This is a genomic window from Pseudonocardia nematodicida (genome assembly GCF_040105385.1).
GTDB classification, from domain to species: Bacteria; Actinomycetota; Actinomycetes; order Mycobacteriales; family Pseudonocardiaceae; genus Pseudonocardia; species Pseudonocardia nematodicida.
Map to the genome: position 1 here is coordinate 197,650 of NZ_JBEDNQ010000008.1, position 17,737 is coordinate 215,386.

A 17,737-nucleotide genomic window follows, 5' to 3' on the forward strand; every position below is an offset into this window, starting at 1 on the left:
CGTGCAAGGAGGCACGTCATGACTTCGTCCATCCAGGACGACGCCGCACTGGGACGCAGCGCGTTCCGCAAGGCCGCGTTCCGCATCGTGCCCTTCGTGGGCCTGATGTTCTTCATCAACTACCTCGACCGGACCGCCATCGGCCTGGCCGGCCCGAACGGGATGAACGACGACCTGGCACTCACCGCGGCGCAGTTCGGGTTCGCGTCGGGCATCTTCTTCCTCGGGTACATCCTGCTGGAGGTCCCGAGCAACCTCGGCCTGCAGAAGTTCGGGGCCCGCAAGTGGCTGGCCCGCATCATGGTGTCCTGGGGCGTCGTCTCGGTGCTGTTCACCTGGGTGCAGAACTACGAGCAGCTGTGGATCCTGCGGTTCGTGCTCGGCGTCGCGGAGGCCGGTTTCGTGCCGGGCGCGGTGTTGTTCCTCACCATGTGGTTCCCGCGCCAGTACCGGATGAAGGCCCTTGCCGGCTTCTACCTCGCCCAGCCGATCACGATGGTTCTCGGTGCGCCGCTGGGTGGGCTGCTCATCCAGTACGGCGACGGGCTGTTCGGGCTCGCCGGCTGGCGGTTCATGTTCTTCGCCGTCGGGATGCCCGCGGTGATCGTGGGCTTCATCTGCTACTTCTACCTCACCGACAGCCCGTCGCAGGCGCGATGGCTCACCGAGGCGGAGCGGAACTGGTTCGTCCGGGAGCTCGCGGCGGACACCGGTGACCGGGCACGGGCGTCGGGCGGCCACCTGTCGCTGCGCGCGGTGTTCCGCGCCCCCAAGGTGTTCGCCATCGCCATCGCCTACTTCGGACTGAACTACGGCGTGTACTCACTGGCCTTCTTCCTGCCGTCGATCATCGCCGGCTTCCAGGAGCAGTTCGGAACCGAGTTCTCGATCGTCGAACGTGGACTCATCACGGCGATCCCCTATGTCCCCGCGGCGTTCGCGCTGTACTTCTGGAGCCGCTACAGCGCGCGGGTGGGCTTCAGACAGTGGCACGTGGCGGCGCCGCTGCTGGTGGCCGGGCTCTCGATTCCCGTCGCGCTCTACATGCCCGGCCCGGCGACGACGATCGCCGTCGTCGTGCTCACCGCCTGCGGGGTGACGATGACGTTCTCCCTGTTCTGGTCGCTGCCGACCACGTTCCTGACCGGCGTCGCCGCGGCGGGCGGGTTCGCTCTGATCAACAGCATCGCGAACCTCGGCGGGTTCACCGCCCCCTACGTCACGGGCGCGGTCGCCGACGCCACCGGGGACTACCGCCTCGGCATGATCCTCACCGGCCTGACGCTGGTGATGTCCTCGGTCATCGTGTTCTGTCTGCGTCTTCCCGCGGCCGCCGACGACGAGCGCCCGCCCACGGAGCCCGTGGCCCCCCTGTCCGGCCCGACACCGGAACCCCGTGATCCCGACACGCACGAAAGGACGACATGACGATCTCTTCGCACGATTTCTCCCCCGAATCCCTCGGCGGCCGGGTCGCGGTGGTCACCGGCTGCGGGCGCAGCAGCGGTATAGGCGCCGCCATCGCGGGTGAGCTCGCGGCCGCGGGTGCTCAGGTGGTGATCGCCGACGTCCCCGCCGCCGAGCCGGGACTGCGGGAGGTGGCGGCGCAGCTCGCGGAGCGGACCCGCGGCACTGTCGAGCCGGTGACCTGTGACGTGACCGACGAGGAGTCGTGTGCGGCGCTCGTCCGGTCGGCGGTCGAGCGGTTCGGTGGGCTGGACGTCCTGGTGAACAACGCCGGCGCACCGCAGGCCGCAGACCGCGGAGACGTGACCGAGGTCCCCCTCGAAGCCTGGTCGTTCGTGCTCGACGTCAACCTCACGGGTGCCTTCCGCCTGGTCCGGGCGGCACTTCCGTACCTGCGCAGCTCGGCGTCCGGGCGGATCGTCAGCATCTCCTCGGTCGTCGCGGTGCGCAGCCTGTCCGACCGGGTCGCCTACGCCGCGTCCAAGGCCGGACTACTGGGGATGACCGTGTCACTGGCAGGGGACGTGGCGGGCGACGGCGTGACGGTCAACGCGATCTGCCCCGGTTCGGTCGACACCGGCCGGGACACCGTCCGCCCGGACGCCGGCGGGAGCGCCCCCGTCTACTCGTGGTCACCACTCGGCCGGGTCGGCCGGGCCACGGACATCGCGCACGCCGTCGGGTTCCTGGCCTCCGATGCCGCCTCGTACATCACCGGGCAGGCCCTGGTGGTCGACGGCGGCCTCTCCACGGTGATCCGTCCGTGAGCCGGGTGGCGGTGTTGGTCCAGGGGACGCAGAACGACCTGCTGGCCCACGCGGGTGCGCTGAGCGACCCGGGACTCGACGCCCACGTGGCTGCCCATGGGATGATCCCCGCCGTCGCCGCGGTGCTGCAGGCGGCCCGCGACCGGGGTGACCTGGTGGTGCACGCGCTGTTCGTGGTCGACGAGCCGCTGCCGGACACCGCCCCGCTGTTCGTCGGCATCGAGGCGGCGAGCGGGGTCCGGCGGGGCTCGTGGGGCGCGGCGCCGATCCCGGAGCTGGCCCCGGCGCCGGGGGACGTGGTGCTGGAGAAGCGTCGGGAGAACCCGTTCCTCAACACCGGTCTCGACGATCTTCTCCGTGAGAACGACGTGCGGACCGTCGTCCTGGTGGGGGCCACGACCACGATGGGTGTCGGCCACGCCGCCCGGTTCGGTGCCGATGCGGGCCTGCGCATGATCGTGCTCTCGGACGCGACGGCAGACGTGAGTACGGCGGCGCACGAGGCCGCAGTCCGGTTCGGACTGCCTCCGGTGGCGACGCTGGCGCGCGTCGCCGAGTACCTGGCCGGGCCGCTCTGACGGTCACGGAGCGCGACACCAGGTCCTCCACCTTCGTGGCCGACCGGACACTGTCGCGACACGCCCCGGCCGCCCTCCCCGGCGGTGTGCCCCGTCCGTGGCGATTCGCGCGACGACACGGATCGCCACGGGTAGTGCGACGGGGCACTAGAACAGTTCGAAGGTGTTGAGAAGTGTGTAGACCCCGAGCAGGACGATCGCCGCGCTACTGAGTACGAGTGCCACCGCCACCGTGTACAAGATGGTCCCGCCGGAACTCCGGTGCGACCTCCGTGAGCCGTAGACGCCACACCGCGACCACGATGGCCACGAGGAAGATCGCGGATGCGGTGCCGCCGATCTGGAGCATCAGCACCGGGGACTGGATCACGAGGTAGGAGGCCGCCCACAACGACGGGATGGCCGCCGACAACACACGAATGCACCGCTGCCGTTGCCGCGCGTCGTAGAAGTCGATCACACCGAGGATGCCGAGCACGTTCGACCACAGCCGTGGATCCCCGGCGCCGACCGCCAGCACCGTCGACAGCAGGATCACGAACGCGGCGACCACGAACAGGCGTTCCGCCCACGGGCCGAGCGTGTCGGTGTACATCCGCGCCAGCGTCGAGATGACCTCGTTGCCGGTGGGGACGAGCCCCTGGGGGTGCAGCACCGAGGCGCCGATGACGAAGAAGCTCAGCGTGCACACCGTGGTCACGGCCCAGGAGACGAGCACGTCGAGACGCATCACCGAGATCCACCCCACGGGCGCGTGCCCGCCGTTCCGGGCTGCCGTCGTCCGGCCCGGTCCAGCGGGCGTAACCCTTCTCGATGCACCAGTAGCTGTAGCTGGTCATCTCGTCGGCACCGATCCCGGTGATCCCGAACATGGCGATGGCGATTCCGACTAGGCCGACCGGCATCGCGAGGGTCAGCCCGGCGCCGACGTCGTCGAGCCCATAGGCGAACGGGGTGAAGGGCAGCACCAGCGCGAGGAACACGGTGACCACCGTGAATCCGAAGACCGCGTAGGTAGAGATCCGTTCGAGCAGCGAGTACTTGTTCGCGACCAGGATAGCGACCACCGTCGCGGTGAGCACGACGGTCCACAGGGCAGGGAGGTCGCACTCAGCGGCGCCCCCCACACCGGAGCGAGCATGCTGGCCGCTGCGGACGCCCCGCCGACGAGGGCCCCCCGCTGTAGCAGCCGGGGCACGTCGGAGACGATCCAGATCCCGACGATCCAGCCGACTCCCCGACACCGCGGCCCGATCTGGTTGTAGCCCTCCAGAGCCGCTTCCCGGTCAGGATCGTCCAGGTGGCCAGCTCGAGCTGAATCCATACCTTCACGGTCGCGGCCAGGATGACCATCCACAGCAGGACGAAACCCGCCGTTGCGCCGAGTGTCGTGGTCATGATGAGCTCACCGGCCCCGACCACGCTCGCCGAGATCAGCATCCCGGGGCCGAGCTCCCGCAGTCGTCCGCGCGTGGTCGTCGGTGGAGCCTTCACGTCCCGGAATCGAGTGTGTACACATCACTGTGGGTGGACGACATCGAGGTGCACCTCCTTGTGCGCGAGAGAAGCTCGAGGGTCAGGGACGCGGGTCCACCTGCTGCCAATCGCCCGACGTGTGGCGCGCGAGGACGTCCTCGTCGAAGGAGAAGCCGAGGCCCGGGCGGTCGTGCAGGACCAGCTCGCCTCGGTCGACCACCAGCTGACGGTCGATGAGGGCGCAGAAGTTGTGCACGGCGTTGCCGGCGAAGTACTCGACGAACCGGACGTTGGACCACGCCCCGGCCAACGGTGCGTGCAGGTCATGGAACCAGTGCGGGCACAACGTCACTCCGTAGGACGACGCCGTGTGCGCGATCTTCTGCAGCTCGGACACGCCGCCGCACACCGCGGCGTCCTGCTGCAGGATGATCGCCCCGCCCCGGTCCATGATCTCGCGGGTACGCCACCGTCCGGCCTCGATCTCGCCGGTGGCGATCGGGACGTCGACCCGGTCCGCGAGCCGTGCGTGGTTGGTGATGTCGTCGGGGCTGAACGGCTCCTCCACGAAGTACGGGTCGAAGCGCTCCCACGCGCGGACCGTGCGCAGCGCGGTGGGGAGATCGGAGAAGGCGTTGTTCGCATCCAGCATCAGCAGCACGTCGGGACCGATCGCCTCACGCGCGGCAGCCAGCCGGTCCAGCTCGCTGCGGTGATCCAGGCGCCCGATCTTCATCTTCACCGCGGTGAAGCCCGCCTCGACGTAGCCGGCGAGCTCGCGCGCCAGGCCGTCGGGGCCCTTGCCGTCGAGGTAGTAGCCGCCGCTGGCGTAGGCCGGTACCCGGTCGGCATGCCCACCGAGCAGCTTGTGCAGGGGCAGACCCGCCTCCTGTGCCTTGGCGTCCCACAAGGCGATGTCGATCGCCGACAGAGCGCGCATCACCGACCCTGTCCGCCCGTGGAGCAGTGCCTCCTGGTACATGCTGTTCCACAGTCGTTCGATATCGCTCACGTCCTGGCCCACGACGAGTGGGGCGAGCAGGTCGCGCACCGCGATCGTCGACAGGTCGGCAGCCGCGTGCCCCGGATAGCAGAACCCGATACCGGTGATGTCCTTCTCCGTGGAGACCCGCACGAGCGTGTACTCGCGCCGTGTCACGGTGCGGCTGGAGAACCCGACCGGCTCGGGAAGGGGAACCGACGCGGTGACCATGGTGACCGACTTGATGATGCTCATGGGACCTCCGGGGCTCGGTGGTGATCGAGCTTCGGACGCTAAATCGCCATCTGCGATCGAACCAGCCGATGTTTTCCATGTTCGTCATCGGACCAAGCGATATAGTGCCCGGCATGCAGCTCCGGGAGCTCGCACTGTTCCTCGCCGTCGTCGACTCCGGCAGCTTCCAAGCCGCCGCCGAGCGATCGTTCTGCTCGCAGTCGACCGTGTCCGAAGCCGTGCACGCTCTGGAGCGCTCTCTCGGCGTCGATCTCTTCGATCGCTCGCACCGGCCGGCCAGGCTGACTCACTCCGGGGAGGTGCTGGCGGCCGACGCACGGCGGCTCGTCGCGTTCGCAGCCGAGACGAGGGACCGGGTGCGTGCTGACTCCGACGGCGTCATCGGCAGCGTTCGGGTGGGCACCTACGCCATCGCGACGACGAACTTCCTCGCCGACCTACTGCCTCGGCTGCGTGCGGACCACCCGCTGCTCGACGTCACTCTGGTCGAGACGGGTGGCGCCGACCTGCCGGGCGTGGCCGAGAACGGCCAGGTCGACTGCTTCCTGCGCCAGACGACGCCTCCGCTGCCCGCCACCCGCTTCGAGACCCGGCCCCTGTGGCGGGAACCGTTCCTCGTCGTCGCGCCGCCGGACCACCCCGTCGCGCGCCGACCCGGCCCGGTCCGGCCATCGGACCTCGCCACGCTGGATCTGATCGTCACCGGCCGGTTCAAACCGGCCGGCCTGCTGGCCCATCCGTTCTGGTCCTCGATGGGGGCGACCAACGTCGCCTACGAGGTCAGCCATCCGCACTCGCTGGTAGCGCTGGTGCGGGCGGGTCTGGGTGTCGGGGTGTCGACGCTGCTCGGGGTGCGCACCGCCGACACCACGGGGCTCCACATCGCCGGGATAGCCGACACCACCGCGGTGCGCGACGTCTCCTTGTTCGTCCCGCGCTTCACACCCCCGACCAGACAGACGAGGTTCTTCGTCGACTACGCCAGTGGTGTCGCTCCCCCGAGCGGCTGCTCGCTTCTGGGCGACCAGGGGTCGGAATCGAGGTGAGTCGCGGGTGCATGCCGGGACCTGCGGTTGGTGTGGTCGCTCCCCGGGAGTGCGTCCTACGGGCGACGGCCCGCCGAGCCACGGCGGCTCGGCGGGCCGGACGGCGGTGGGTCAGGTGTTGGTGGGGAAGCCGAGGTTGAGCCCGGCGTGGCTGGGGTCGAGCCAGCGGGTGGTGACGACCTTGCCGCGGGTGAAGAAGTGCACGCCCTCGGTGCCGTGGGCGTGGGTGTCGCCGAACAGGGAGTTCTTCCAGCCGCCGAAGCTGTAGTAGGCCATCGGGACCGGGCGGGCACGTTGATGCCATTCATGCCGACCTCGTTCTGCGACCTCGTTCTGCGACCGGCCGACCTCGAGTGGCTGGAGCCGATGTTCCACGAGCGCCTCAAACTGGAGAACGGCCGGATGCTGGTGCCGGACCGTCCCGGTCTCGGGTTCTCGCTGACCGACCAGGCTCGTGCTTGGACCAGCGACCGAGTCGACGTGACCTCGCCCGGCTGACCGGTTCACCCGGCGACGGCGTGGGCCGTGCTGTGTTCACGGTGCCGCACGTCGCTCCGACGAGAAGCCCAGCCGCGACGAGATCTTCGCGGCCGCCTCGCGCACGACGGGCGCCAGTGCACGCATCCAGGCTGCCGGCATGTAGGGCCGGGTGGCGGTGATACTGACGGCCGCCGCCACCGCCGCACTCCCGTCCCGGACGGGTGCCGCCACGCAACGGATCCCGGGTTCGTTCTCCTCCATGTCGGTCGTCGATCCCGACCGCAGGCGGCCCCGCATGGCCGCCACGAACTGCGACGCCGCGTCCACAACGTCCGGGTCCCCGGTGTGGTCGGCGTCGCACAGCCGCCGCCACATCTCGGCACCGTCCCCGAGTAGCAGGGCCTTGCCGATGCCCGTCCGGGTCAGGGGCATGCAGTAGCCGATGCGCGAGCGTGTCTCCGGACCCCGCAGGCTCGTGAGCTTGTCGATGTAGAGGACCTCGTCGCCGTCGCCGTCGCGGATCGCGAGATGGACGATGTCCTTGTAGGTCTCCGACAGCCGCTCCAGGACCGGTCGTGCCACCAGCGGGAGCGGATTCTGCTGCAGGGCCGGGAATCCGTACTCGATGAACGTCGGGCCCAGGGTCTAGGCGTTCGTCGTGCTGCGGCGCAAGTACCCCTCTGTGGTCAGCAGCTGTAGCAGGCGATGGGTGGTGCTGCGGCTCACACCAGTTCGCTCGATGACTCCTCGTGGACGGTCAGTGGCCCTGCTGGCGTTCTCGCTGTCGGGCCCTCTCGCGGCCCCGCTGCTCGGCGTGCAGGGCACCGCCGGGCTGCACGGCTGGCAGTGGTTGTTCCTCGTCAAGGGCACGGCCTCGGTTGTCGTGGGCGTCTTCGCCTTCTTCTGGCTGAACAACAGCATCTCCGACACGACCTGGCTGACCGGTCGGGAGAAGGCGGCGCTCACCACGGCGCTGGACGACGAGCGGCGCGCGGTGGCGGAGTCCTACCGCGGCGAGCGTCCCCGTTGGTGCATGACGATGCGGGACCCGCGGATCGTCGTGCTGACCGCCATCTACTTCACCGTGCAGATGTCGATCTATGCGAACACGTTCTGGCTGGCCAGCATCGTGCGCGGTATGGGCGATCTGTCCGTCAGGTTCCTGTCGTCGATCCCCTGGGTCTGCGCGTTCGGGTCCATGTTCCTGCTCGCCCGCATCGGCGATCGGACCGGGCGGCGCCGAATGTGGCTCGTCGGCGCACTGTTCGCCGCGGCGTTCGGGTCCCTCGGCGCCGCCTACGCCGCACCCGCACTCGCCCCTGGTCTGCCTGTCCATCGCGGCGATGGGCTTCCAGTCGATCAGCCCGGTCTTCTGGCCGATCGTGCAGCGCTCGGTTCACCCCGTCGCAGTGGGGTTCGTCGTCGCGATCGTCAACTCGATCGCGAACCTCGGTGGGTTCGTCGCCCCCTACGGCTTTGGTCTCATCGAGGAACGCACGGGGAGCACCCAGCTCGGCCTGGTCGGGCTCGCGGTCCTCTCGCTGGTTGCCGCGGTTCTGTGCATCTGGGTGCGCGACGCACGGCGGCCCGACGCACCATCGAGCGATACGGTCGTTCCCGCCGGTCCAGGACCGGAGCTCGGCCGGTCGTCGTCCTCCGCGCCCGGCGCCTGATCGCGCGACCTGCGTGGCCAGGTCCGGAAACGCCTCGCGAGGGGGCAACTGGGGCGGTCCGCACGGCCGGCTCGGCTGCGGGGAGGCCGGTCGTCGGGGGAGAGTGGTCCGATGTCCGGCCCGGATCGCGCCCTGCCGCACGCTGGTGGCGTCCTTCCCTGCTTGTGGTGCTCGTCGCGGCCACGGCCGGTGTGGCCCTGTCCGTCGGGGTCCCGTCGGTGGCCGAGATCCGCGGGTGGATCGGCGGGGCGGGATGGGCGGGACCACTGGCCTGGGCCGCCGTGTACGCCGCGCTGTCGCTCACGCCGGTCCCGGTCAGCGCTCTCGCGGTCGCCGGCGGGGTGCTGTTCGGGCTGAATGCCGGGCTGCCTGCGACGCTGGCCGGCAAACCGGTCGGTGCGGCGATCGGATTTGCGCTGGCCCGCAGGCTCGGGCGTGCGGCCGTCGTGGGGTGGCTGGACCGGCGCGGCCGGGGGGTCTGATCGTCGAAGCCTAGGTCTATCGGTGCAGCGGCCGCCTCAGCGCCCGCCCCTGCTCCAGCTGCGCCGACCAGCATTTGCCCTGCGCCACCGGAGGGGACGCGAATGGTGATCACCGGACGGTAGTGACAGGTCAGCCGGCTGAGCGAACAGGGAGCGGCGTGTTACGGGCGGGGCGGCGGTCATCCTGGACGGGATGGGGGCTCAAACGTGCACGTCCCGGGGACGACCACGACGGTGACCACATCACGTGTTTGGTCTCTGTCAGGCAGCCGAGACCGACGTCTCGTGGGTTGGCTCCGGGTCGACGGCGACTGTAGTCGCCTTGACGACCCGCTACCGGTGGTAAGTTTGCCGCTCCGGCAGGTCGACGAGGGGCCGCTAACCGTGACTGAGGAAGCCGGACCTCCGCGCCGGCGACCGACGCTCGATGACGTCGCGGTCGCCGCAGGTGTCTCCCGGGCGATGGTGTCCATCGTGCTGCGCGGCGCTCCCGGTTCGCGGGCGCAGACCCGGGAGAAGGTGCTGGCGGCCGCGAAACAGGTCGGTTACCGGCCCGACGCTCGGGCTCGGCTGCTGGCCAGTGGCAGCTCCCGGCAGATCGGTGTCGTCGTCGGAATGTCCGGCCGGTTCCACGCCGAGCTGCTCGACGGCCTCTACCGCGCGGCGGGCGCGGTGGGGCAAGAGCTGATCCTGTCCGCGCTGACCCCGCACCGTGACGAGCGCGTCGCGGTGGAGACCCTGCTGGACTTCCGGTGCGAGGCGGTGATCCTGCTTGGTCCCGGTCTGGGCGGGGTGCCGGTGCTCGCCGGGCGGCTACCCGTCACCGTGGTCGGCTGGCGGGTGGCCGATCCAGCGGTGGACGTGGTGCGCAGCTCGGACACCGAGGGAATGCGGGCCCTGACCGGCTACCTGGCCGGGCTCGGGCACCGGCGGATCGCGCATGTCGACGGCGGTTCCGGCCCGATTGTGGCCGCGCGCCGGCGGGCCTACCGGGCGGCGCTGGACGGGTCCGGGCTCGGCGACGGGCCGGTCCTGCGGGGCGGGGACAGCATGGAGGCCGGAGTACGGGCTGCCCGGACGTTGCTGGAGCTGCCGGAGCTGCCGACCGCGGTGATCGGGTTCAATGACGATGTCGCCGCCGGTCTCGTCGAGGGCCTGCGGGCCCGGGGGCTGCGGGTGCCCGATGACGTGTCGGTCAGCGGCTGGGACGACAGCCCGCTGGCCGGGCTGCCCGAACGTGGGTTGACCACGCTGCGCCAGGACCCGGCCGAGCTGGCCCGGCTGGCCGTGGCGCGCAGCGTCGACCGGCTGCGCGGGCGGCGACCGGTCCCGCGCGAGGTGGTGCTGAGCCCGGAGCTGGTGGTGCGGGGGTCGACCGGGCCGGCGGCGGTCGGAGTCCGGCGCGGGAGCCGAAGGGGCTGACCGGATTCGGTGGTCGGTCGACCCGTCGACCGACTGTTGACGCTGCGATTGGAGCGCTTTAATCTCGATTGGAGCGCTCCAATCGCGGGCGCACCGCGCACACTCGCGACACGGGACCGGGCCACGGTTTCGAGGAGGCTCCCATGACGGCAGTCGAGTACGACCCGTTCGCCCCGGACTTCTACCCCTCCGACCCGTTCGCGGTGTACCGGCGGATGCGCGACGAGGCGCCGGTCTACCGCAGCGGGCGCTGGGGCTGGTACGCGCTGACCCGCTTCGACGACGTCCGGGCCGCCATCACCGACGCCGACACGTTCCGCAGCTTTGAAGGCATGGACATCGACGACTCCCGGCTCGCGCACGTCCCGCCGGGGTCGATCGGCAGCATGGACAATCCGCGCCACGACCAGGTGCGCCGGGTCGTGCAGCCCTACTTCGTGCCGCGCCGGATCGCCGACATGGAGGCCGGGATCCGGGACGTCGTCCGGAAGCTGGTCGCCTCGTTCCCGGCACGGGGATCGGTCGACCTCGCCCAGGAGCTGGCCTGGCCGATGCCGTTCGACGTGTTCTTCCACCTCATGGGCCTGCCCGGGCGCGGTGACGAGACCCCCGAGCAGCAGCGGCGCCGGCTGCAGCTGGAGCAGTGGACGCACGACCTCAAGGACCGGATCCCCGGCACCCCGCACCTTGGCCCGCGGGCGAAGGAGGCCACCGGTAAGGTCCAGCAGTACTTCATCGACGTGCTCAACGAGCGTCGCGCGCTGCACCGCGACGACCTCATGACCCGGATGGTCACCGCCGAGATCGACGGCGAGCCCTTCGTGTCCGACGAGATCACGCCGGTCTCCGAGATCAGCGGGCTGATGATGATCCTGTTCCTGGGCGGGGTGGAGTCCACCGCCGGCCTGGTCGGGACGCTGTTCCGGCTGCTCTCGCAGAACCCGGACCAGCGCGCGCTGCTGCTGCGCGACCCGTCGCTCGTCCCGGCCGCGGTGGAGGAGGCTCTGCGTTGGGCCACCCCGCTGCAGCTCACCGCGCGTACCACCGCGCGCGAGGTGACCCTGCACGGCGTCACGATGCCGGCCGGGTCGCGGGTCGTGCTGGTCCCGGGGGCGGCGAACCGCGACGAGCGGCGCTTCCCGGACCCGGACCGATTCGACATCACCCGCGAGCCCGGCCGGCACGTCGGCTTCGGCGAGGGCGTGCACGGCTGCCTCGGTGCCCCGATGGCCCGCCTCGAAGCGCGGATCGCGCTGGAGGAGGCACTGCCGCTGCTGGGCGAGTTCACCCTGGACGGGCCGTCGACGTTCTACCCGAGCTCACCGAATATGTACGTTTGGAAGAACGTGCCGCTGGCCCTCGGTCCGGCCACGGCCGCCGGGTCGCCCCCGCCGGTCCGCCCGGCGGCCCGGGAGACCGAGATCGTGGTGCGGGTCGTCGCGAAGGAACAGGTGGCCGACGGCGTCGTCGCGCTCACCCTCGCCGGCGTCGACGGTGCCCCGCTGCCGGCCTGGAGGCCCGGCGCCCACGCCGACCTGGTGCTCGGCCGCGCGCCCACCCGGCAGTACTCGCTGTGCGGGGACCCGGCCGACACCGGGACCTGGCGGCTCGCCGTGCTGCGCGAGCCCGCCGGCCGCGGCGGGTCGGCCCACGTGCACGACGAGCTGGCGACCGGGGACACCGTCCGGGTCCGCGGGCCGCGCAACAACTTCCCGCTCGCGTGCTCGCCGCGCTACCTGTTCGTCGCCGGTGGCATCGGGATCACCGCGCTGCTGCCGATGATCGCCGCGGTGGACGCGGCCGGGGCGGACTGGCGGCTGGTCTACGGCGGCCGCCGCCGGGCCTCGATGGCCTTCCTCGTCGAGCTGGCCCGCTACGGCGACCGGGTGCAGGTGCGCCCGCAGGACGAGACCGGCCTGCTCGACCTCGACGCCCTGCTCGGTGAGCCGCGGGAGGACACCCTGGTCTACTGCTGTGGGCCGGAGCCGCTGCTCGCCGCCGTCGAGCAGCGGTGCGCGGCGTGGCCGGAGGACGCGCTGCGCGTGGAACGGTTCGCGCCGAGGCCGTTGTCGGACCCGCAGCGGGTCGAGGGCTTCACCGTCGAGCTGGCCCGCAGCGGGCTGACCCTGCAGGTGCCGTTGGGGCGCTCGGTCCTCGAGGTCGTCGAGGACGCGGGTGCGGCGGTGCTGTCCTCGTGTGCTGAGGGCACCTGTGGCACCTGCGAGACCCGGGTGCTGGCCGGCGAGCCCGACCACCGGGACTCGGTGCTCGACGACCGGGAACGGCGGGCCGGGGACTGCATGATGATCTGCGTGTCCCGGTCCTGCTCGGAGCACCTGGTGCTCGACCTCTGACGGCCGTCGATCAGGCCGGCTCGACCCGGGCGCCCTTCTCGACCGACTCGGCGACGGCGTCCAGCACCCGGGCCGCGGCCAGCGCGTCGTCGATCGTCGCGCCGCCGGAGCGGCCCTCGGCGATCCCGCGCAGGAACGCCGCGCACTCGGACACCTTGAGGTCGTCGAAGCCGGTCGGGTTGCCGGCCCCCGGCTGGAACAGCGCGAAGTCGCCGTCCCCGGGGGCCGCGGCGTACGTCGTGGCGGGCTGGTCCACGTAGGACGACCCGGCGGCGACGTGCAGCTCGCCGGGGCGCCGGAAGTCGAACGACAGCAGCCCCCGCGTCCCGTGGATCTCGAAGCCGTAGTCGTTCTGGTCGCCGACGGCGACCCGGCTGGCCTCCAGCGTCACGATCGCGCCCGCGGTGGTCCGGCCCAGCACCGAGACGTAGTCCAGGTTCTCGACCTCGCCGGTGAGGGAGTCGGCCCCGCCGCGGCCGTACTGGCTCGCGCCCGCCTGCGCGAGCGGACGGCGCGGGACGAACCGGTCCCCGTCGGCGACGACCGACGCCACCTCACCGGCGAGGTGGCGGATCAGGTCGACCCCGTGCACGGCCAGGTCGTTGAGCACCCCGGTCCCGCCGTGCTCGCGGGTGAAACGCCAGCTCAGCACGCCGTCCGGGTCGGCGGCGAAGTCGGTGAGCAGCCGGAACCGGGCGTGCGTGAGCGGGCCTAGCACGCCGTCGTCGATCAGCCGCTTCGCCCGGGCGACGGCCGGGACCATCCGGTAGTTGAACCCGACCGTGGACCGCACCCCGGTCGCGTGCACCGCCGCCGCGACGGCCGCGGTGTCGACCGAGCTGAGCCCGACCGGCTTCTCGATCCAGAGGTGCTTACCCGCCTCCGCGACCGCGACGCCGACCTCGCGGTGCGTGCTGTTCGGCGAGGCGACGCTCACCGCGGTGATCTCCGGGTCGGCGACGAGGTCGCGCCAGTCGGTGTGGGCGCGGGCGAAGCCGTAGCGGGCGACGTGGTCCTCGGCCGCCGCCAGTACCGGGTCGGCCACCGCGACCAGCCGGGGCCGCCACGGCAGGTCGGTGACGTGGTGCGGCAGCCGGGCGTAGGCCCGGGCGTGCAGGTGCCCCATCCAGCCGGCGCCGACCACGCCGACGCCGATCTCGCCGGCCCGGACCACACCGGAGTCGGTCTCGTGCTCGCTCATCGTTCCTCCTCGGGGGGTGCCCGCACGGCAACGGCCCGCCGAGGCACTGCGCCTCGACGGGCCGGACGGCGGTGGGTCAGGCGTTCGTCGGGAAGCCGAGGTTCAGCCCGGCGTGGCTGGGGTCGAGCCAGCGGGTGGTGACGACCTTCCCGCGGGTGAAGAAGTGCACGCCCTCGGTGCCGTGCGCGTGCGTGTCGCCGAACAGCGAGTTCTTCCAGCCGCCGAAGCTGTAGTAGGCCATCGGGACCGGGACCGGCACGTTGATGCCGATCATGCCGACCTCGACCTCGTTCTGGAACCGCCGCGCGGCGCCGCCGTCGTTGGTGAACAGCGCGGTGCCGTTGCCGTACGGGTTGGCGTTGATCAGCTCGACGGCCTGGGAGTAGGTGTCGACCCGGACCACCGACAGCACCGGGCCGAAGATCTCGTCGGTGTAGATGCTGGCCTCGGTCTCGACGTGGTCGAACAGGGTCGGGCCCACGAAGAAGCCGCCGTCGGAGCCGGGGGCCGCGTCGGCGTCGAACTCGCCGGTGCGCCCGTCGACGACCAGGGTCGCGCCGGAGGCGACACCGGCGTCGATGTAGCCCGAGACTCGCTTCTGGGCGGCGGCGGTGACCAGCGGACCCATGTCGCAGCCGCGGCAGCCGTCGCCGGTGCGCAGCGACTCGGCCCGGTCGGCGATCTTGGCGACCAGGGTGTCGGCGATGTCGCCGACGGCCACCAGCGCGGAGATGGCCATGCAGCGCTCGCCGGCGGATCCGAAGCCGGCGTTGACGGCCTGGTCGGCGGCCAGGTCGAGGTCGGCGTCGGGCAGCACGACCATGTGGTTCTTCGCCCCGCCCAGTGCCTGCACGCGCTTGCCGTGCGCGGTCCCGGTCTCGTAGACGTAGCGGGCGATCGGGGTGGAGCCGACGAACGAGATCGACTTGACGTCCGGGTTGGTGAGCAGTGCGTCGACGGCGGTCTTGTCCCCGTTGAGGACGTTGAACACGCCGTCGGGCAGACCCGCCTCCTTCCACAACTCGGCGATCCACAGCGCCGACGAGGGCACCTTCTCCGAGGGCTTGAGGACCACGGTGTTGCCCGCGGCGATCGCCACCGGGAAGAACCACATCGGGACCATCGCCGGGAAGTTGAACGGCGAGATGATCCCGACCACGCCGAGCGGCTGGCGCACCGAGTGGACGTCGACGTTGGTGGAGGCGTTCTCGGTGGCCGAGCCCTTGACCAGGTGCGCGATGCCGCAGGCGAACTCGACGACCTCCTGGCCGCGGGCGACCTCGCCGGCGGCGTCGGATGCCACCTTGCCGTGCTCGGCGGTGATCAGCTCGGCGAGCTCGCCGGCGCGGGCGTTGAGCAGCTCGCGGAACCGGAACAGGATCGTGGTGCGCCTGCTGAGGCTGGTATCGCGCCAGCCGGGGAAGGCGGTCTTCGCCGCGGCGATCACGGCGGCGGCCTCGTCGGCCGAGGCCAGGGGCAGGTGTGCGGTGACCGCGCCGCTCGCCGGGTTGGTGACGTCCGAGGTGCGCCCGGACGTGCCCTTGACGCGCGTCCCGCCGGCCCAGTGCCACAGGGTGGGAACGGTGTCGCTCGCCGTGCCGGCGGGGCTGTTCAGCGTGCTGGTCATGATCTTCTCTCTGCTCAGGAGCTGCTGGGCCGCAGGAACGCGCGCTGCGTGGCCTTGTGCTCGTCGTAGACCTGGCGGGCGGAACGGGTGGAGTCGAGCTCGCTGACCGCGGAGACGGGCACGTCCCACCAGGACCGCGAGTCGGGGGCCGGGACCAGCGGGTCGGTCTCGACGTGGATGACGGTGCTGTCAGTCGCGTTCTTGGCCGTCTTGATCGCCTCGGCGAACTCGCCCGGGGTGTGCACCCGCAGCACCCGCAGGCCGAAGCTCTCCGCGTTCGCGGCCAGGTCCAGCGGCAGCACGTCGCCGTCGAGCCGGCCGGAGTTCGCCGACCGGTAGCGGTAGCGGGTGCCGAACCGCTGCGAGCCGAGCTCCTCGGACAGCGCGCCGATCGAGGCGAAGCCGTGGTTCTGCACCAGCACCGTGATGATCTTGATGCCCTCCTGGACCGCGGTGGCGAGCTCGGTGGCCATCATCAGGTAGGAGCCGTCGCCGACCATGACGAACACGTCGCGGTCGGGGGCGGCCAGCCGGACGCCGAGCCCGCCGGCGACCTCGTAGCCCATGCAGGAGTAGCCGTACTCGACGTGGTAGCCCTTGGCGTCCCGGGTCTGCCACAGCTTGTGCAGGTCGCCGGGCATCGAGCCGGCCGCGCACACGACGACGTCGCGCGGGTCGGACAGCTCGTTGACCATCCCGATGACCTCGCTCTGGGTCAGCAGGCCCCCGGCACCGTTCGCCGGGACCGCCGGGTGGAACGCCGCGTCGACAGTGGCGACCCATTCGGCGTCGAGCCGGGTGTACTCGGCGCGGTACTCCGGCGGCACCCGGTACCCGTCGAGCAGCGCGGTCAGCTCGGTCAGGGTCTCCCGGGCGTCGGCGACGACCGAGACCCCGGAGTGCTTGACCGCGTCGATGGGCGCCACGTTGACGTTGACGAACCGCACGTCCGGGTGCCCGAAGGCGGTCCGGCTGGCCGTGGTGAAGTCCGAGTACCGGGTCCCGATCCCGATCACCAGGTCGGCGTCGGCCGCGACCGAGTTGGCCGCGGTGGTGCCGGTCGACCCGATGGCGCCCAAGCACTGCGGGTGGTCGTGGGTCAGGGTGCCCTTGCCGGCCTGGCTCTGGCCGACCGGGATGCCGGTGGCCTCGGTGAAGGCAGCCAGCGCCGCGGTGGCGTGGCTGTAGTGCACGCCGCCACCGGCGACGACCAGCGGCCGCTGCGCGGAGCGGATCAGCTCGGCGGCGTGTTCGAGGGCCCAGGTCTCCGGACGCGGCCGGGCGACGTGCCAGGTCCGCGTGGCGAACAGTTCGACCGGCCAGTCGTGCGCCTGGGCCTGCACGTCCTGCGGGAAGCAGACGGTGACCGCGCCGGTGGCGGCCGGGTCGGTGAGCACCCGCATCGCCGAGAGCAGGGCCGCGAACAGTTGCTCGGGGCGCCAGACCCGGTCGAAGTAGGCCGAGACGGGCCGGAACGTGTCGTTCACCGTCAGGTCGCCGGCGTGCGGCTGCTCGAGCTCCTGCAGCAGCGGCGACGCCGAGCGGTCGGCGAAGGTGTCGGCCGGCAGCAGCAGCACCGGCAGCCGGTTGATCGTGGCCAGCGCGGCCCCGGTGACCATGTTGGTGGCGCCGGGCCCGACGCTGGAGGACACCGCCCAGGTCTGCAGGCGGTCCTTGGCCCGCGCGTAGGCGACGGCGGTGTGCACCATCGCCTGCTCGTTGCGGCCCAGCACGTAGGGCAGCAGCCCGGGCTCGTGCAGCTCGGCCTGCAGCAGTGCCTGCCCGAGGCCGGCGACGTTGCCGTGGCCGAAGATCCCGAAGCAGCCCTCGAAGAGCTTCTGCCGGACACCGTCGCGCTCGCTGTACTGCACGCCGAGGAACCTCACGGTCGCCTGAGCGACGGTGAGCCGGATCGTCTCGGTCATGG

15 protein-coding genes and 1 pseudogene are annotated in these 17,737 nt (G+C 71.4%); 8 read left to right on the top strand and 8 right to left on the bottom strand.

Features of this window, described 5'->3' with window-relative positions; translation table 11 throughout:
* The first annotated feature begins 18 nt into the window (after positions 1-18).
* From WIS52_RS19920 to WIS52_RS19930, 3 genes are read left to right on the top strand one after another with little or no spacing between them, the layout of a single operon-like run.
* Complete coding sequence (locus WIS52_RS19920) at positions 19-1,428, top strand: MFS transporter (protein ID WP_349299812.1); 1,410 nt, start codon at positions 19-21, stop codon at positions 1,426-1,428.
* Positions 1,425-2,234, top strand: a complete 810-nt coding sequence (locus WIS52_RS19925; protein WP_349299813.1) for an SDR family NAD(P)-dependent oxidoreductase — start codon at positions 1,425-1,427, stop codon at positions 2,232-2,234. The genes WIS52_RS19920 and WIS52_RS19925 overlap by 4 nt, the downstream gene beginning before the upstream one ends.
* Positions 2,231-2,812 carry a cysteine hydrolase family protein gene (locus tag WIS52_RS19930; RefSeq protein WP_349299814.1) on the top strand — a complete coding sequence of 194 codons (582 nt, stop codon included), beginning with the start codon at positions 2,231-2,233 and terminating at the stop codon, positions 2,810-2,812. The genes WIS52_RS19925 and WIS52_RS19930 overlap by 4 nt, the downstream gene beginning before the upstream one ends.
* 205 nt (positions 2,813-3,017) lie before the next feature.
* Here WIS52_RS19930 and WIS52_RS19935 read toward each other — a convergent pair whose 3' ends face one another.
* Both WIS52_RS19935 and WIS52_RS19940 read right to left on the bottom strand, forming a co-directional pair.
* Positions 3,018-3,542 carry a hypothetical protein gene (locus WIS52_RS19935; protein ID WP_349299815.1) on the bottom strand — a complete coding sequence of 175 codons (525 nt, stop codon included), beginning with the start codon at positions 3,540-3,542 and terminating at the stop codon, positions 3,018-3,020.
* Positions 3,543-4,388: 846 nt separating this feature from the next.
* Positions 4,389-5,525 (bottom strand): mandelate racemase/muconate lactonizing enzyme family protein, encoded by a 1,137-nt coding sequence (locus WIS52_RS19940; protein WP_349299816.1) that lies wholly within the window; start codon positions 5,523-5,525, stop codon positions 4,389-4,391.
* Between the two features lie 17 nt (positions 5,526-5,542).
* Here WIS52_RS19940 and WIS52_RS19945 point away from each other — a divergent pair, with 17 nt between their 5' ends.
* The gene (locus WIS52_RS19945; protein ID WP_349299817.1) at positions 5,543-6,571 is read left to right on the top strand and encodes a LysR family transcriptional regulator; all 1,029 of its coding nucleotides are present in this window, start codon (positions 5,543-5,545) and stop codon (positions 6,569-6,571) included.
* 111 nt (positions 6,572-6,682) lie between these two features.
* On the opposite strand, the pseudogene WIS52_RS19950 reads toward WIS52_RS19945, so the two are convergent.
* Positions 6,683-6,891: pseudogene (locus WIS52_RS19950) on the bottom strand (methylmalonate-semialdehyde dehydrogenase (CoA acylating)); the annotation flags it as partial.
* Between WIS52_RS19950 and WIS52_RS19955 the strand changes: the two are divergent.
* Complete coding sequence (locus WIS52_RS19955) at positions 6,878-7,069, top strand: hypothetical protein (protein WP_349299962.1); 192 nt, start codon at positions 6,878-6,880, stop codon at positions 7,067-7,069. The pseudogene WIS52_RS19950 and the gene WIS52_RS19955 overlap by 14 nt on opposite strands.
* Before the next feature lie 36 nt (positions 7,070-7,105).
* Here WIS52_RS19955 and WIS52_RS19960 read toward each other — a convergent pair whose 3' ends face one another.
* Both WIS52_RS19960 and WIS52_RS31750 read right to left on the bottom strand, forming a co-directional pair.
* Positions 7,106-7,693, bottom strand: coding sequence for an IclR family transcriptional regulator (locus WIS52_RS19960; RefSeq protein WP_432422477.1), 588 nt, complete (start codon positions 7,691-7,693; stop codon positions 7,106-7,108).
* Positions 7,694-7,696: 3 nt separating this feature from the next.
* On the bottom strand, positions 7,697-7,921 hold the full coding sequence (locus tag WIS52_RS31750; protein ID WP_379610675.1) for a helix-turn-helix domain-containing protein: 225 nt from the start codon (positions 7,919-7,921) through the stop codon (positions 7,697-7,699).
* Here WIS52_RS31750 and WIS52_RS19965 point away from each other — a divergent pair.
* From WIS52_RS19965 to WIS52_RS19975, 3 genes are all read left to right on the top strand, one after another.
* The gene (locus tag WIS52_RS19965; RefSeq protein WP_349299819.1) at positions 7,812-9,206 is read left to right on the top strand and encodes an MFS transporter; all 1,395 of its coding nucleotides are present in this window, start codon (positions 7,812-7,814) and stop codon (positions 9,204-9,206) included. The genes WIS52_RS31750 and WIS52_RS19965 overlap by 110 nt on opposite strands.
* A gap of 384 nt (positions 9,207-9,590) precedes the next feature.
* On the top strand, positions 9,591-10,628 hold the full coding sequence (locus WIS52_RS19970) for a LacI family DNA-binding transcriptional regulator (RefSeq protein WP_349299820.1): 1,038 nt from the start codon (positions 9,591-9,593) through the stop codon (positions 10,626-10,628).
* Positions 10,629-10,771: 143 nt separating this feature from the next.
* Positions 10,772-12,982 (top strand): cytochrome P450, encoded by a 2,211-nt coding sequence (locus tag WIS52_RS19975; protein ID WP_349299821.1) that lies wholly within the window; start codon positions 10,772-10,774, stop codon positions 12,980-12,982.
* A 10-nt stretch (positions 12,983-12,992) separates the two neighbouring features.
* Here WIS52_RS19975 and WIS52_RS19980 read toward each other — a convergent pair whose 3' ends face one another.
* The 3 genes from WIS52_RS19980 to iolD form a co-directional block, all read right to left on the bottom strand.
* Positions 12,993-14,183, bottom strand: a complete 1,191-nt coding sequence (locus WIS52_RS19980; protein ID WP_349299822.1) for a Gfo/Idh/MocA family protein — start codon at positions 14,181-14,183, stop codon at positions 12,993-12,995.
* Between the two features lie 76 nt (positions 14,184-14,259).
* On the bottom strand, positions 14,260-15,810 hold the full coding sequence (locus tag WIS52_RS19985) for a CoA-acylating methylmalonate-semialdehyde dehydrogenase (RefSeq protein WP_349299823.1): 1,551 nt from the start codon (positions 15,808-15,810) through the stop codon (positions 14,260-14,262).
* A gap of 14 nt (positions 15,811-15,824) precedes the next feature.
* Complete coding sequence (gene iolD / locus WIS52_RS19990) at positions 15,825-17,735, bottom strand: 3D-(3,5/4)-trihydroxycyclohexane-1,2-dione acylhydrolase (decyclizing) (RefSeq protein ID WP_349299824.1); 1,911 nt, start codon at positions 17,733-17,735, stop codon at positions 15,825-15,827.
* Positions 17,736-17,737: the final 2 nt, after the last annotated feature.

Excerpts from the sequence above, each read along its gene's own strand:
- WIS52_RS19935 (WP_349299815.1), bottom strand. The coding sequence starts at position 3,542 with ATGCGTCTCGACGTGCTCGTCTCCTGGGCCGTGACCACGGTGTGCACG.
- WIS52_RS19920 (WP_349299812.1), top strand. The coding sequence starts at position 19 with ATGACTTCGTCCATCCAGGACGACGCCGCACTGGGACGCAGCGCGTTC.
- WIS52_RS19925 (WP_349299813.1), top strand. The coding sequence starts at position 1,425 with ATGACGATCTCTTCGCACGATTTCTCCCCCGAATCCCTCGGCGGCCGG.
- iolD (WP_349299824.1), bottom strand. The coding sequence starts at position 17,735 with ATGACCGAGACGATCCGGCTCACCGTCGCTCAGGCGACCGTGAGGTTC.
- WIS52_RS19955 (WP_349299962.1), top strand. The coding sequence starts at position 6,878 with ATGCCGACCTCGTTCTGCGACCTCGTTCTGCGACCGGCCGACCTCGAG.
- WIS52_RS19980 (WP_349299822.1), bottom strand. The coding sequence starts at position 14,183 with ATGAGCGAGCACGAGACCGACTCCGGTGTGGTCCGGGCCGGCGAGATC.
- WIS52_RS19940 (WP_349299816.1), bottom strand. The coding sequence starts at position 5,525 with ATGAGCATCATCAAGTCGGTCACCATGGTCACCGCGTCGGTTCCCCTT.
- WIS52_RS19975 (WP_349299821.1), top strand. The coding sequence starts at position 10,772 with ATGACGGCAGTCGAGTACGACCCGTTCGCCCCGGACTTCTACCCCTCC.
- WIS52_RS19985 (WP_349299823.1), bottom strand. The coding sequence starts at position 15,810 with ATGACCAGCACGCTGAACAGCCCCGCCGGCACGGCGAGCGACACCGTT.